Raw genomic sequence first — 13,720 nt, forward strand, 5'->3', positions numbered from 1 at the left:
CGAGGCTGCCGACGAGATCGTCGTTACCGGTTGTCGATCGGAGTCGAGTTCCCTCCCGCTCGGGAACGATCCTATCGGGACGGCATCACAGGCCTCGAGTATCTCGCGAATCGGACCGCGAACGGGTCGGCCGATTACGCTTACCACTCCGCGCAGCAACCCCGAATACGTTCCAGGTCGTCGTACGCCTCGAGCGCCAGCAGCAGTTTGATCCGCACCTTGTGTGCCGGCAGATCGTCGCCGCTGATTGCGCCGTGGTTCCGAAGCGTCTCGCCACCGCCGTTGCCGTAGATCGGGGCGAGCTCGAGCGGGGTGATAGCACTATTTCCCTCGGGGTCGAAGAGACCCGCATGAGCGTAGACACGATCCTGGTGACCGTCGGCGAGGAGGATCGGGGACGCGCCGACGAAATCGCCGGCGCCGTGATCGACCTCGCCGCCCCGACGGACGCGACGGTCGTGCTCGTTCACGTCCTCACCGACGAGACGTACCGACAGGCGGTTTCACAGACCGAATCGGCGAGCGGCGAAGAGTCCAGCGAGTGGGTAAAACGGTGGTCGAAGACGGAACCGGCCACCCAGCCGGGGATCGAGGGCGACGTTCCGGAGTGGGTGAAAGCGTGGTCCGAGAGCGGCGACGCCGCTGCACGAACCGAATCGCCGTCCCCGGAGGGGATCGAGACGGTTCTCGAGCGAAAGGAACTGATTCGGGAGTTCGTCACGGCGCTCGAGGAGGCCGGCATCGACTACGAGATCCGCGGCGACGTCGGCGAACCGACCGAACGGGTCCTGGCCGCGGTCGAGGACGCCGATCCCGACTTCGTCGTGGTCGGTGGCCGCGATCGCTCTCCCGCCCGGCAGGCGCTGTTCGGCAGCGTCTCCCAGGAAATCTTGCGATCGGTGGACCGACCCGTGATCTCGGTTCGGGAATCCGGTCGGTCGTAGTCGTCGGATCGTGGACCGACTCGCGAAGACGCGTCTCCCTACTACCGGTGTCGTCCGCCCCCGTTGCGATCGTCCGGAAGCAGGGGACGGAATTCCGTTTCGAGAGCGAGGCGTCTACACCGGGCAGTGCCACGAGTCCGCGATGGCGAAAACCGGACTACCATCTCGAGACAGTAGGGTAACCCCAGCCTGTAGGCCGGACGGGAATCGCGTCGCTTGATCGCTTCGAGGACGATCGCTCGTGCCGGCCTTCAGGATGCGGACGCGGATCCGCTCGAGTCCCGAAACGCACGGATCCCGTAGTAGAGTCCGCCGACGGCCGCCGCGATCCCGTAACAGACGACGGTAAAGGGAAGCCAGTAGATCCAGAGGCCGTACTGCGGGAGCACGTAGCTTCCGACGACGGTCATCGCGAGCAGGAGCGCGTATCCCGGCGCCGCGAACGGCGTCATCAGCCGGGTGTCGAGGACGCCGAGGGTCAGGGGGACGAACAGCAGGCAGAACGCGACGACCGTTGCCGGTCCGAACAGGACCTGAACCGCGAACTCGCGATACTCGTTCATGCGATCCGCTCGAGGCCGTAGCGCTCGAGCAGCCGTTCCGTGATCTCGATCGTCCAGCGCACCTGCGTCGCCGGGTCGAGCATGAAGTCCGTGAGTTCGACGAGGAAGCCGGGGCGCTCGAGGTCGCCGCCGACCTTGTGGACCAACAGCGGGTTCGAGCCGGTCAGCGTGTTCCCGATCGTGAACCGGTGGGGGAGCATGAGCCGCGGAACGTGCTCGTCGTTCATATGCTCGATCACCGCCCTAGCGTCGTCGGGGGCGTTGCCCGCTCCCGTCGGAAAGATCGCCTGGCCGACCCACCGGTCGTGGGTGTTGTAGATCCCTCGAGAGCGATGCAGGTCGAGCACGACGTCCGGATCGTAGCGTTCGACCTCCGCCCACAGCGCCCGGGCGAGTTCGGTCGTCGGCTCCTCGCCGGAGGGGAACTTTCGGTTCAGATCCCCCTCCGGACCGTCGCGGGTGTTTCGCTCGATGGCGACGATCTCGGCCCAGGGGATCACGACTAGCGTTCCCTGTTCGATCCCCCAGCCGATCACCTCCTCGGCAGCCCGGTAGCCGTTCGTCTCGCCGCCGTGGATCCCGCCGAAGACGATCGCCGTCGGGCCCGACTCCGGCGCCCCGAGTTCGAACAGCGGCGTCTCCCGGTCGGTTCCCTCCATGACCGGGCGCGTCTCGAGGTCCATCGACGAGTGGGGGGAGGCCGGCTCGCGCGGTCCCGGCGACTCGCCCCTCGAGCGGAGGACGCTCGCGCCCGCGACCAGGCCGGCGGTCGCGGCCCCGACGCCGAGCACCGTGCGTCGCTTCATGTGTGCTCCTTCTCGAGCGCGTGAAGATAAATCGTGTGTCGGCTGGACGATACGAAACGCTGGGTACGGCTACCCCGTATCTGGGTGATCTCGACGCGCAAATGGAGAGAGCGCACACTCGAGTACTACCGCGGTGTCGTACCAGCGCGGCCGTCAGTCGCCTCTGGTCGGCGGTCAGTCGCCTCTGGTCGGCGGTCACGTCGGCTCAGGCTACCACGATCAGGACGGTAGAGACGGCGACGAGGGCGACGTGAAATGCGGCGTGTGCGATCATCGCGGTCTCGAGGGACCGCCGCCAGAACAGCCAGCCGAGAACGACGCCGACGAGCGCGTTCAGCAGAACGGTTCGGACGATCAGCGGAGCCGTGAGCTCGGTCATCGAGGCGAGGGCGGGCAGGTGGCCGACGCCGAACGCGACGGCGCTCACCGCGATGGCGACCCACACGATCGTCCCGGACGGCGCCTCGGTCGCGTCGCCGACCCTGTTTCGGCCCCACCAGAGGACGTACGCGAGGGGTGCCATGAACCCCCAGCGCAGGAGAATTTCCTCGGTTATGCCGCCGTAGAGCAGCCGCATCGGAACCGACGCGTAGAGTTCGCTCAGGGCTTCCGCGTCAGTCGGGGTGTCGCCGGCGGGGAACTGCGTGAACTGTGCAAACGCGACGTCGAGGACGGCGACGAGCACGAACAGTCCCGTGCCCAGCGCCGCCGCGAGCGGAAGCGAGTCGCGTATCTCGCCCCAGTTCGGACTGCGGCCGGCCGCCCACGCGAACACGTGAGAATCGAACTCGAGGCGCGGGGCCGTGACCGCGCCGAGGGCGACGGCCACCACCAGCAGGAGCGCCGAATTTACCGACGCGAGCACCACCAGTGTCGGGTACGAGACCGTCGACAGTTCGGGGAGTTCCCGCAACAGTGGGACGGAGTAAACTGCCAGGGCCAGCACACCGACCATCCCGAGTGCGAACAGTGCAATCGCGCCGCGAGCGGAGGATTTTCGGGTTCGGGTATCGGTCATTCTCGAGCAACTGATATCACATCTGGTAAAAAGTTGCTGATGCGCCGTCCGTCGACGCCCGCTACGTCGCGATAAGCGACGAGCCGGGACAGTTCGTCGACAAGGTGTTCGATTGCGTCCGCGAGACGGCGTAAGTGAGCGGGTCTCACAGCGGATGTCTCGAGCGAGCGACTGGTGCCGATCGGTTCTTTCTCGCACGAGCGTGGTGATCACGTTCCTTGCCGGACTGCTCGCCACCTCCCAAAGACGTAATACAGGATCCGTCCCATCGACTGCAATGGGATCGCCGATCGAGGAGATCGAGTTTATCGCCAGTTCGACCCATCGGGTCGGGGTACTCGATGCGCTCGCTGAACGGGGGTGCGACCGGGCCGACCTGCGATCGCGGACTGGTGCCCACGCGTCGACCGTCGGACGCGTCCTCGGCGATTTCGAGGAGCGACGGTGGATCGAACGGAACGGGGCGACGTACGAACTTACGCCGCTCGGCGAGTTCGTCGCCGAGCGCTTCGGCCGGCTACGCGACGCGATGGAGGCCGAGCTGAAACTCCGCGACGTCTGGCGGTGGCTCCCGCGGGAGATGGAGGAGTTCTCAGCGGAGTTGTTTGCCGACGCCGTCGTCTCCTACCCTGGTCCGGGCTACCCGTACGAACCGGTCGATCGAGTGGTCCAACTGGTCGACGAGAGCGAGTCGGTGCACGCGCTCGGGGCGACCGTGTTCAAGTCGGTCGCCAACGAGGCGTTCTGTCGGGCCGTCGAGGACGGCACGGAGATCGAAATCGTCTACTCGCCGGCCGTCCTGGCGGCGACCGTCGCCTGGGATCCCGACCGGTTCGAAGAAGTGGCCGCCCGGGATCACTGCACCGTCCTCGTCCACGACGACCTCCCCGACAGGACGCGCTGCGGGATCGACATCTTCGACGATCGCGTGGGCATCTGCTGTCACGACACCGAAACCAGGGCGCTTCGAGCGTGGGTCGACAGCGACGCGCCCGAGGCCAGATCGTGGGCGCGAACCGTCTTCGAGCGGTACCGCGAGGAGGCGCGGCCTGTCGACGAAGACGTACTCGAGACGCCGGTTCCCGAGCAGTTCACGGTTCCGTAGCCGGGCTACGGTGGCCGGCGTCCGATGAGCCTCCGACGGCCAGTGTGCGATCGGGTGCGACGATCGGCGCATCTCGGTTGCACGCCGCGCAATATTTCACTAGATAGTTACACGTCTGCTCCCGGCGTCGTTTCAGATGAAGGCAGGTGATCGAACCATGACCGAACCCACACTGTCCGACGCGGGTACCGAGGCGGAAACAGTCACGTCAGCCGACGGAACCGAGATAGCGTTCGAACGAACGGGGAGAGGACCACCGCTCGTGCTCGTCCACGGAGCGAGCATCGATCGCCGGTACTGGGATCTCTCCGGTGTCCGCGAAACCCTCGCCGAACACCACACCGTCTACGCGATGGACTGTCGCGGCCACGGCGAGAGCGAACACCCCGGCGAGTTCGAGCTCGAACGGGAGTTCGAGGACGTCGTCGCGGTCGTCGACTCGATCGACGAGCCCGTGGCTCTGCTCGCGGAGTCCGGCGGCGCGTTCCACGCGCTGGAAGCGGCCCTGCGGACCGACAACCTCCGCAGCCTCGTTCTGCACGAACCCGCCGTTCCGGGGTTCGAAGCCGCGCTCGACGTCGAGGAGGTGTTCGCGACCATGCTGGCGCTGCTGGATGAGGGCGAGAACGACCGAGCGGTCACGGTCTTTCTGGAGGAGCTCGCCCTGCTCACGCCCGACGAGCTCGAGGCGCTGCGCACGGATCCGACGTGGCCGACGTACGTCGACACCTTCCTCGAGACGATCCTCCCCAAGCTGAAAGCGGAAGTCGCCGCCGACTACGAGTTCGGCCCGAACCGGTTCGCGGAGCTGACCGTCCCGACGCTGCTCGTCGCCGGTAGCGAGAGCGGCGAGTGGCTTCTCGAGGCGACGGACGCGGTCGCCGACGCGCTTCCGAACAGCCGCGTCGTCACCATCGACGGACACGGACACGAAGCGAACGTTACGGCGCCGGACCGGTTCACGAACGAGGTGCTCGCGTTCACCCGTGACCGACGGTGACCCGTCGGCAGTGAACGCAACTTCGGCTATACTGTTTTGGTGTGTCACCGAGTATCAACCGTATGAGTGCGACACTCGAGGAGGTCGAGTTCCTCGCCAGTTCCGCCCACCGCACCGGGGTTCTGGAAGCGCTGGCCGAGCGCCCGTGCGACCGACACGACTTGCGCGAAGCGACGGGTGCCTCGTCGCCGACCATCGGTCGCGTGCTCGCGGACTTCGAGGAGCGACACTGGATCGAACGCGACGGCAGGTGGTACCAGCTGACTGGACTGGGCGAGTTCGTCGCCGACCGACTGGCGGCGTTCGTCGACGCGATGGCGCTCGAGCGCCGACTTCGCGACGTCTCCCCGTGGCTCCCGTACGAACTCGACGGCTTTCGGGTCGGCTTGCTCGCCGACGCGGTGGTCTCGTACCCGGGGCAGGGGTATCCGTACGAACCGATGGAGCGAAACCGGGAGCTCATAGACGACACCGAGACGATTCGAGGGTTCGGAATGGTGCTGTTGAAGGCGAGCGTCCTCGAGCACTTCTTCGAGAGCATCTTCGACGGGCTGGCGGTGACGATGATCTACCCGCCCGCGGTGTTCGAGTCCGTCCACGCGTGGAATCCCGAGCTGGTCGCGGAGGCGGCCGAGGTGGACACTCACGACGTGTACATCTACGACGATCTCCCGAACAGCGACTGGTGCGGTATCTGTCTCACCGATGATCACCTGAGCGTCTGCTGTTACGAGCCGGACTCCGGGATGATCCGATCGCTCGTCGACACCGATTCGCCGCGGGCGTACGAGTGGGGGGAGTCGATCGTCGAGCGATATCGTGCGGCTGCGACGCCCCTCGACGAAGCGGGGGACCTCCTCTCGGTCGATCCGCTCGCGTAATCCAGCCGCTGAATCGAACCGGTGCCGACGACGCCGAACTCGTTTTCGAGCGCTCGAGGGCTCACGAGGTGAAACGATTTCACGCGGGCAATTGACGCCGGTTCGCAGCATCGTTTTCACGTGGGACGATGACAGCTTCCGATAGTCGGACGGCGAACGCGGAGGACGGACCGATACGGATCGACGACCTCGACCGGCACAGTATCGACCACGTGCTGACGACGACGCGGGCAGTGCGACGGCGACTCGATCTCGAGCGATCGGTCTCCCTCGAGGTCGTAAACGAGTGTCTGGAGATTGGACTCCAGGCCCCGACCGGATACAACCTGCAGAACTGGCGCTGGCTGGTGATCACCGACGAGGAAACCCGCAGGAAACTGGCGGAGATCTACCGACGGTCGCTCGAACCCTTCGTCGAGCTGATGGACGACGAGCTCCCCGAGGACGAGCAGACCCGGAGGGTCGCCGCGTCGTCGCTATATCTTGCCGAACACCTGCACGAAGTGCCAGTTCACGTGATCCCCTGTACTACCCGTTCGATCAGCAAGGAACGCGAGCTGTGGGATCGCATGGAGTACGAATCGGACCCGTTGAACATGGCTGCCTCGTCCGTCTACGGGGAGGTGTGGCCCGCCGCGTGGAGCTTCATGCTCGCCCTGCGAAGCCGCGGGCTGGGGTCGTCACTGACCATGATACACCTGGCGGAGGAGCCGACGGTGGCCGAACTGCTCGAGGTCCCCGACGGCGTTTCGCAAGCTGGGCTGATCCCGGTCGCCTACTTCAAGGGCGAAGGCTTCAGACGAGGGAACCGGCGTCCGCTGGACGAGGTCGCGTTCTACGACCGGTGGGAACGGACCGATCCTCTAGGGTAGTCGATCGATGACGCTCAGTCGACCGGGAGAACTACTTCAAATCAGTGTCCTCCGGTCGCACGGGACTCAGAACGGTTTGTGTCTCGAATCGAACAACCGGTCGAGGGGAGTTGGACGGCGACGCCCATCAGGGTGTTCGCCGTCCGCTCCCCCTCCTGCGCTTCATCAAATTCCGGCGCGTAGTACTCGCCGAACAGGTCTGCGAGCATCGTTCCAAACCAGCTCGAGGACTTGATCGCTTCTCAAACCCCGCTAACTAGACGGCTCCGTACAAACGATCGCCTTCCGAAGGTGGAACGTTCCCCCGATCTGCATTTCTCATTGCGTGGGACTCGAGGGTTAGATAGAGTACTTCGACCAGCGTAGCTCCGGGTATGTCAACCGACGACTCTCTAATTCGGACGGTTCTGATACTCGTCGCCGTGATCCTGTTGCTACCGCTCGTTATGATGATTCTGGCGATGCCGGTGATGGGTTTGTGGGGGTGGGGTCACATGTGGGATGGCGGCACGTGGAACGGAACCGGGGCGGCGTGGATGTGGCTTCTCATGGCGATCGTTCCGGTGGCTACCGTTCTCGTAGTTGGGTACTTGCTGTACCGTCTCCTTCGGCGACCTGCCGCTCGACGGTCCGATCCGGCGCTCGAGGAGTTGCGGGTTGCCTACGCTCGAGGTGAAATTTCGGACGAGGAGTTCGAAGAGCGTCGGAAGCGCCTCGAGCGCACGGAGTAGCCTCTCACAAGTACGCGTCAGGCTACCGGAAAGAAGTCGCATCACAGGCGCTGGGGACGGTAACTGCTGCCGAAGACGTCTCCCCCGCCAATCTCGGAACCGTCGACGAGCCAGAGCTTCGGGAACAGTATGCTGCCGAAGCAACGCGAATGGCCGAGGAACACGGCCCCGACGATCCGATCACCGCGCTCGACGGCTCACAAGACCGCAAAGCGAGAGAGAAACCGGCTACAGCTCGAGATTCCGCAGACGGGCCGAGTTCGTGATAACCGACAGACTGGAGGTAAACATCGCAACGACGGCGATGACCGGATGGAGCAACCCGAAGAAGGCGATCGGGATCGCCACCGCGTTGTAGACGAACGCCCAGAAGAGGTTCTGCTTGATCTTCGAGAAGATCCGTTCCGAGAGGGTAAACGAGTTCACGAGTGCATCGAGCGACCCTCGAACGAGGCTGACGTCGCTCGATTGGATGGCAATATCGGTACCGGTTCCGATAGCGACGCCAACGTTCGCCTGCTTCAGCGCCGGTGCGTCGTTGATACCGTCGCCGACCATCGCAACCTCGTTCCCTGCGTCCTGTAGCTCCCGGACTTTGTCGATCTTGTCCTCCGGGAGGACGCCGGCCATAACACGATCGGGATCGATGTCGACCTCGTCGGCGATCGCGCGGGCCGTCCGCTCGTTGTCGCCGGTGATCATCCACGTCTCGAGCCCGCGGTTGTGGAGTTCCCGGATCGCGTCGTATGATTCTTCCTTGATCGTATCGGCCGTACTGACGAGGCCGACGACCTCGTCCTCGACTCCGACGAGCACGGTCGTCTTGCCCTCTTCCTCGAGGGCGTTCAGCTCCGCCTCGAAGGCGAGCGGGATGCCGACCTCCTCGAAGAACGTCGTATTCCCGACGTAGACGGTTTGTCCGTCGATCGTCGCCGTAATCCCTTTTCCGGGGACGCTATCGAACTCGTCCGGTTCGGCCAGTTCGATATCCCGTTCCTCAGCGTAGTCGATAACCGCCTGTCCGATGGGGTGTTCGCTTCCCCGCTCGGCGGAGGCTGCGAGCCTCACGACGTCTCGCTCGTCGAATTCGGTCGCCGACTCATCAGCCACGGTGCTCCCTCCATCGCTGCGTGGCTGCCGGCTAGATTCCGTGACGACATCCGTAACGGAGTGGTTGCCCTCCGTGATCGTTCCCGTTTTGTCGAGCACCACGACATCCAGGTCTTTCATCGTCTGGATGGCCTCTCCATCGCGGAAGAGGATGCCGTTCTCCGCGGCTTTCCCGGTCCCGGCCATGAGGGCCGTCGGCGTCGCCAGTCCGAGCGCACACGGACAGGAGATCACCAGGACTGCGACGGCCGCGAAGATTCCCAGCGTCAGGGGGTCCAGTGCGAGGTCGACCCAGGGGAGAGACGCCTCGCCGAGACCTGCGATGACCGCCATCCCGTCCGGAAACAGGACCCACAGCACGAACGAGAGTGCGGCGAGGACCAGGACGGTCGGCACGAAGTAGTTGGTCACTCGATCCGTAAGCGCCTGAATCGGAACCTTCGTCCCCTGTGCTTCCTCGACCAGGTCGACGACCTGCGAGAGGAAGGTGTCGTCACCGACCTTCTCCGCACGAACCTTGAGTAGCCCCGCCTGATTCACGGTCGCTCCGATCACCTCGTCACCCGCTTCCTTCGTGACGGGATCAGACTCGCCCGTCACCATCGACTCGTCGACGTTGCTCCGGCCGTCGATGACCGTTCCGTCGACGGGCACTTTTTCGCCGGGACGAACGATCATCACATCGCCGACTTCGACCTCGTCGATGGGGACCTCCACCTCTTCGCCGTCCCGTTCGACCGCCGCCGTTTCCGCCTGCATCGAGACCAGTCCCTCGATCGCTGCGCTCGCTCGGCCCTTCGCTCGGTGCTCGAGGTAGGTCCCCACCTTGTGCGAGGCCATGATCATCGCACCGACGCCGGCGTAGTTCTCCATCGGCATCACGAAGACCATGACGCCAGTCACCCACGCGACGAGGGTCCCGATCGAAATCAGCGAATCCATGTTGAACGTTCCGTTTCGAACTCCCCTGTACGCGGATTCGTGGGTCGTCCGGCCGTAGTAGAAGACGACGATCGTGGCGAAGACCAACATCGCAACGTCGATCTGGAAGCCGGTTAAGACCTCCAGCGGCGTCCACATGAAGACCATCAGAAGAACGATCGGCGACGTGACGATCCACGCACGAATCGCTCTCCGGCGCATGTCTCGCAGCCCCGCCTCGTCTTCCATCTCCTGTTCGTCCTCGAGCAGCTCGTCGCGGACTCCGTAGCCGGCAGCGTCGACGGCGGAAACGAGCGTGTCGACGTCGACGTCCGGATCGTGGTGGACGTTCGCTCGCTCGGTTGCGAAGTTTACGGAGGCGTCGGCGACTCCTTCGACGTCTTGCAGGCTCTCTTCGATGGTCGAGGCGCACGTCGTACACGACATTCCCGAAAGGGAGAGATCGGTACGCTCGAAATTCGATTGGTCGGTTTGCATGGTCTGTCCACCTCGTGCTAACCTACGAGATCCATTTTTAAGCGGCTTGTCGTTAACAGTATTCGACTCTCGACGGGGATGGATCTTCGAATCCAAAGAAAGCGCTCGAGGTCGATTCGCTTCTTACCGTAGTCGTTCGTATCGCCGTTCCTTGCAGGCGGGCACGAGAGGAGGAGACCTCCTCAAAAGCGCCTCGAACGAGAATATCTGAATGCGGTGGAATCGACTGTCTGCGGGGGACCCTCGCCGGAACTCACTAGTTGTTCGGGCGTAGTTCGCACTCGAAACCACCACCTCACTAGTTACTCACGAGCGCCTCTACCGGCCGATAACAGCCACCTACGATTTCGAAACTGGAACGATATTCACCATTGAAGCGGGACGTATCCGTGGATCCGCTTACAATGCGACGAGTAACACGACGCCGTATCCTGTACGCCACGGGAGCGACGGGCGCAATCGGTCTGACAGGCTTCGCGACCGCCAGCGAAGACGAGGACGAACACGATGAAACGGGTCACGGAGAGCACCACGACGACGACCACGATCATCACGAAGAACACGGAGAACACATCCACTTCGACGAAGACTCCGAGTTCAACGAAGCGGACGTGATGTTCATGCAGGGGATGATTCCCCACCACGAACAAGCGATCGAAATGGCCGAGCTCATTCCCGGCCGGTCGGACAGCCGAGAGCTGTGTGAGCTCGGTCCGGAGATCATCGACGTCCAGCAAGCGGAGATCGAACAGCTACACGAGTGGCTGAGCGAAGCCGGAGTCGACGATCCCGAAGAGCACGAGATGGATCACGAGGAGATGGACGGCATGCTAACCGAGGAGGACTTCGAGGAGCTCCGCGAATCCGAAGGACAGGAGTTCGACTGCCTGTTCGCAGAACACATGATCGTTCACCACGACGGCGCGATCATGATGTCCGAACACGTCCTCGAGGAGGGAGCGTCCGAGCGCGTCGCCGATCTCGCGGACGAAATCATCGACGTTCAGCAAGAGGAGATCGAGATGATGGAGTGCTGGAAAGACCGGTGGGACTGCTAAAGCGGGAGGGTACATCTCGTCTCTTCGAGCGGCTACCGACTTCGGACCGGTATTTTCACAGGAGGTCAAGGCGGCTGTTCCGACCCTCGAGGCCGGGTTGTTGACGAACGGAGTAGGGGGCAGGTCACGGGAGAGTCGGGTTGAACTCCCCGGAGAGATACGCTTCACCGTTGGGTGTCATCCGGTACTTGCCTCGGTCGACCTTCTCGACCAGATCGGCCTCTTCGAGCTTTCGGAGGCGTCGATTCACCTCTTCTCGGCTGTGATCGATGTTGTAGGCGATGATTGCAGGAGTGAGCACTAACTCCGAAGAATGGAACAGGCTAAGAATGGCATCGTCCATCGGGACCATCCATTCCGTACTGGCTCGAATTTGAGCGGGTTCCGCCAGGAGAAGTTCCGTCCACTGCTCCCTCCGAAGGTCGTTCTGCACGGGACTGTAGAGTCCAAACAGGACGAGACACGCGGCAAGCCCGTGGATCCAGTGCACGAGGTTCGGGTACACGACCTCGGAGAGCGGGCCACCGATTATGAACAGGAACAGACCGCTCATAGTGACGATGAAGAAGGGGTCATATTCGATGGCATACTGCTCCGCATACAGTAGGTAGAGTAACCCAGAACCGGCGACGATCCCCATCATGAGGATGTATCCGGTGAAAAGATCTATCTCGATCATAGCTCTTCGTTCCGGCTCACCCTACTCTGGATGGTGTTGTTTTGAAGGATTACGATCCAGATCGTAAGCGCCAAAATCGTATAAATCGCCGCTCGAAAGGCCCGCAACCCCGTCGACTCCGTACCGACCGTGAGTAGAACCGTGTGATAGATCGTTGCTGCAGACATCACGATCACCAGCAGCCCGATGGTCATTCCGAACGGGGATTCCCGGAAGATTCGCCACGACAAAAGTGCGAGCAATCCGGCTCCAGTGCCGGCAATGATGGCGAAAGGAATGCTCAAATAGAACAACGCGTGGTCCATATCCCCCCTATCGAGGCAGGGCCAATAAATTTAGCACACATTCTGGGGATTCTGGCCTCCTCGAACCGATCGGGATTCTGCTGTCGCCCGCCGTCGGCGCCGTCCTCATGTCCGCGAGTACGGTTATCGTCGCGATCAATGCCCAACTGCTCCGCCGGGCTGACCTTACCGTCTGAACGGGTTATGAGAGGATCGCACGAGTACGTAACCTAGACGTACTGTAAGGGTGAGGACACAGATATATGACAGAGACGTACAAGATCGAACTGCTACCGGATACGGAGACGTGCTACCGATACCTCCAGGCCGGGTTCAGCATTATCGTCCTCACGTTCCTGATTGGGCTTCTGGCGCTCGCGGTTCCGGACTTGCGTCCGACCTACGAGATACTCGTCATGCCCGCGCTGTTCGTCGGACTCGGTCTGCTCCTGTACGGCGTCGGCACACACCTCCACATTATGCATCTGAACGTGCTCGAGATGAGGGACGAAGACGAAACCCACGAGTGAAGAAAGTCGGATCGGAGACTATCCGCTGACAACGCGGGTTTCGTCACGTGTCATCGTTTCCACGTCTCGCGGGTTTTCTCATCTAGACGAGCCGCCATCTGTTACGTTATGATCTCGACTATCACCAAGAGAGACACATGCAAATCGCTGGCCTCACCACTCAGAAAACCAGAACGTAGGTCCAGATATCATGGCTGTATCGATTGGTCACATTCGTGGTTTTCAACCGTGTCGACGTCCACCGACTACTGTAGCGAGGCTACCGTACCGTTCGCTACAACGCACTCGTTACATAGCCACCGTCGATTCCGTCTCGATTTCGGTTATACCGAAAACAGTAGCCGTCTTCGAGACTACTGACGGAATATATTGAACTGACTGGTCGGTTCCTGGATGGATTCCGACGCCCTCGATCATCACTTCCACCAGTTTTCCGGTGCTATCGTTCGCAACGATTTTGAACACGAACTGTCGACCCCGCTCGTCGATGGTGTAGATCTGGAGTTTCGACAGTCCGGCCGCGTTTTGCCAGTGATCGAGATCCGTAATCGTCAGTTCACCTGCAGGAGAAACGCAGTGGGAGTCACAGGATGGACACTGACCGGGGTGCGGTGTCGCACCGATGTACCCGTATTCACAGCCACACTCGTAACACCGAAGCGTAAATATGCTCATTTGTCCAAATTCGGTTCTCCAGACATCACTCGTAACTACCCCAGA

15 protein-coding genes and 1 pseudogene are annotated in these 13,720 nt (G+C 62.4%); 8 read left to right on the forward strand and 8 right to left on the reverse strand.

What is annotated here, in order from left to right; genetic code table 11:
* Nucleotides 1–140: 140 nt before the first annotated feature.
* Nucleotides 141–302: pseudogene (locus QA600_RS17090) on the reverse strand (asparaginase); the annotation flags it as partial.
* Nucleotides 303–350: 48 nt separating this feature from the next.
* Here QA600_RS17090 and QA600_RS17095 point away from each other — a divergent pair.
* Nucleotides 351–944 (forward strand): universal stress protein, encoded by a 594-nt coding sequence (locus QA600_RS17095; protein WP_278293150.1) that lies wholly within the window; start codon nucleotides 351–353, stop codon nucleotides 942–944.
* A gap of 251 nt (nucleotides 945–1,195) precedes the next feature.
* On the opposite strand, the gene QA600_RS17100 is transcribed toward QA600_RS17095, so the two are convergent.
* From QA600_RS17100 to QA600_RS17110, 3 genes are all read right to left on the reverse strand, one after another.
* A complete protein-coding gene (locus tag QA600_RS17100) occupies nucleotides 1,196–1,507 on the reverse strand; it encodes a hypothetical protein (RefSeq protein WP_278293151.1) in 312 nt (103 codons plus the stop codon).
* The gene (locus tag QA600_RS17105) at nucleotides 1,504–2,313 is read right to left on the reverse strand and encodes a succinylglutamate desuccinylase/aspartoacylase family protein (protein ID WP_278293152.1); all 810 of its coding nucleotides are present in this window, start codon (nucleotides 2,311–2,313) and stop codon (nucleotides 1,504–1,506) included. Before QA600_RS17105 ends, QA600_RS17100 begins: the two co-directional genes overlap by 4 nt.
* A 205-nt stretch (nucleotides 2,314–2,518) precedes the next feature.
* On the reverse strand, nucleotides 2,519–3,331 hold the full coding sequence (locus QA600_RS17110; RefSeq protein WP_278293153.1) for a CPBP family intramembrane glutamic endopeptidase: 813 nt from the start codon (nucleotides 3,329–3,331) through the stop codon (nucleotides 2,519–2,521).
* 277 nt (nucleotides 3,332–3,608) lie between these two features.
* Here QA600_RS17110 and QA600_RS17115 point away from each other — a divergent pair, with 277 nt between their 5' ends.
* The 5 genes from QA600_RS17115 to QA600_RS17135 all read left to right on the forward strand — a co-directional run bounded on the left by QA600_RS17115 (nucleotide 3,609) and on the right by QA600_RS17135 (nucleotide 7,920).
* On the forward strand, nucleotides 3,609–4,436 hold the full coding sequence (locus tag QA600_RS17115; RefSeq protein WP_278293154.1) for a transcriptional regulator: 828 nt from the start codon (nucleotides 3,609–3,611) through the stop codon (nucleotides 4,434–4,436).
* 157 nt (nucleotides 4,437–4,593) lie between these two features.
* Nucleotides 4,594–5,436: an alpha/beta hydrolase gene (locus QA600_RS17120; protein ID WP_278293155.1), complete on the forward strand. Its 843-nt coding sequence runs from the start codon at nucleotides 4,594–4,596 to the stop codon at nucleotides 5,434–5,436.
* A 62-nt stretch (nucleotides 5,437–5,498) separates the two neighbouring features.
* Nucleotides 5,499–6,317, forward strand: a complete 819-nt coding sequence (locus QA600_RS17125) for a transcriptional regulator (protein ID WP_278293156.1) — start codon at nucleotides 5,499–5,501, stop codon at nucleotides 6,315–6,317.
* Between the two features lie 128 nt (nucleotides 6,318–6,445).
* Nucleotides 6,446–7,189: a nitroreductase family protein gene (locus QA600_RS17130; protein WP_278293157.1), complete on the forward strand. Its 744-nt coding sequence runs from the start codon at nucleotides 6,446–6,448 to the stop codon at nucleotides 7,187–7,189.
* Nucleotides 7,190–7,563: 374 nt separating this feature from the next.
* Nucleotides 7,564–7,920: an SHOCT domain-containing protein gene (locus QA600_RS17135; protein ID WP_278293158.1), complete on the forward strand. Its 357-nt coding sequence runs from the start codon at nucleotides 7,564–7,566 to the stop codon at nucleotides 7,918–7,920.
* Nucleotides 7,921–8,148: 228 nt separating this feature from the next.
* Here the strand turns inward: QA600_RS17135 and QA600_RS17140 are convergent, their stop codons facing one another.
* Nucleotides 8,149–10,449 carry a heavy metal translocating P-type ATPase gene (locus QA600_RS17140; RefSeq protein WP_278293159.1) on the reverse strand — a complete coding sequence of 767 codons (2,301 nt, stop codon included), beginning with the start codon at nucleotides 10,447–10,449 and terminating at the stop codon, nucleotides 8,149–8,151.
* A gap of 404 nt (nucleotides 10,450–10,853) precedes the next feature.
* Between QA600_RS17140 and QA600_RS17145 the strand changes: the two genes are divergently transcribed.
* Entirely contained in the window at nucleotides 10,854–11,507 is a 654-nt protein-coding gene (locus tag QA600_RS17145; RefSeq protein WP_278293160.1) for a DUF305 domain-containing protein, read from the forward strand.
* A 124-nt stretch (nucleotides 11,508–11,631) separates the two neighbouring features.
* Here the strand turns inward: QA600_RS17145 and QA600_RS17150 are convergent, their stop codons facing one another.
* Nucleotides 11,632–12,186 carry a helix-turn-helix domain-containing protein gene (locus tag QA600_RS17150; RefSeq protein ID WP_278293161.1) on the reverse strand — a complete coding sequence of 185 codons (555 nt, stop codon included), beginning with the start codon at nucleotides 12,184–12,186 and terminating at the stop codon, nucleotides 11,632–11,634.
* Nucleotides 12,183–12,491: a hypothetical protein gene (locus tag QA600_RS17155; protein ID WP_278293162.1), complete on the reverse strand. Its 309-nt coding sequence runs from the start codon at nucleotides 12,489–12,491 to the stop codon at nucleotides 12,183–12,185. The genes QA600_RS17150 and QA600_RS17155 overlap by 4 nt, the downstream gene beginning before the upstream one ends.
* Nucleotides 12,492–12,733: 242 nt before the next feature.
* Here QA600_RS17155 and QA600_RS17160 point away from each other — a divergent pair, with 242 nt between their 5' ends.
* The gene (locus QA600_RS17160) at nucleotides 12,734–13,000 is read left to right on the forward strand and encodes a hypothetical protein (protein WP_278293163.1); all 267 of its coding nucleotides are present in this window, start codon (nucleotides 12,734–12,736) and stop codon (nucleotides 12,998–13,000) included.
* 288 nt (nucleotides 13,001–13,288) lie between these two features.
* On the opposite strand, the gene QA600_RS17165 is transcribed toward QA600_RS17160, so the two are convergent.
* Nucleotides 13,289–13,720, reverse strand: a 432-nt coding sequence (locus QA600_RS17165; RefSeq protein WP_345782037.1) for a hypothetical protein, incomplete at its 5' end; no start/stop codon positions are given.

It is taken from the genome of Natronococcus sp. A-GB1, from assembly GCF_029688845.1.
In the GTDB taxonomy this organism is placed as follows: Archaea; Halobacteriota; Halobacteria; order Halobacteriales; family Natrialbaceae; genus Natronococcus.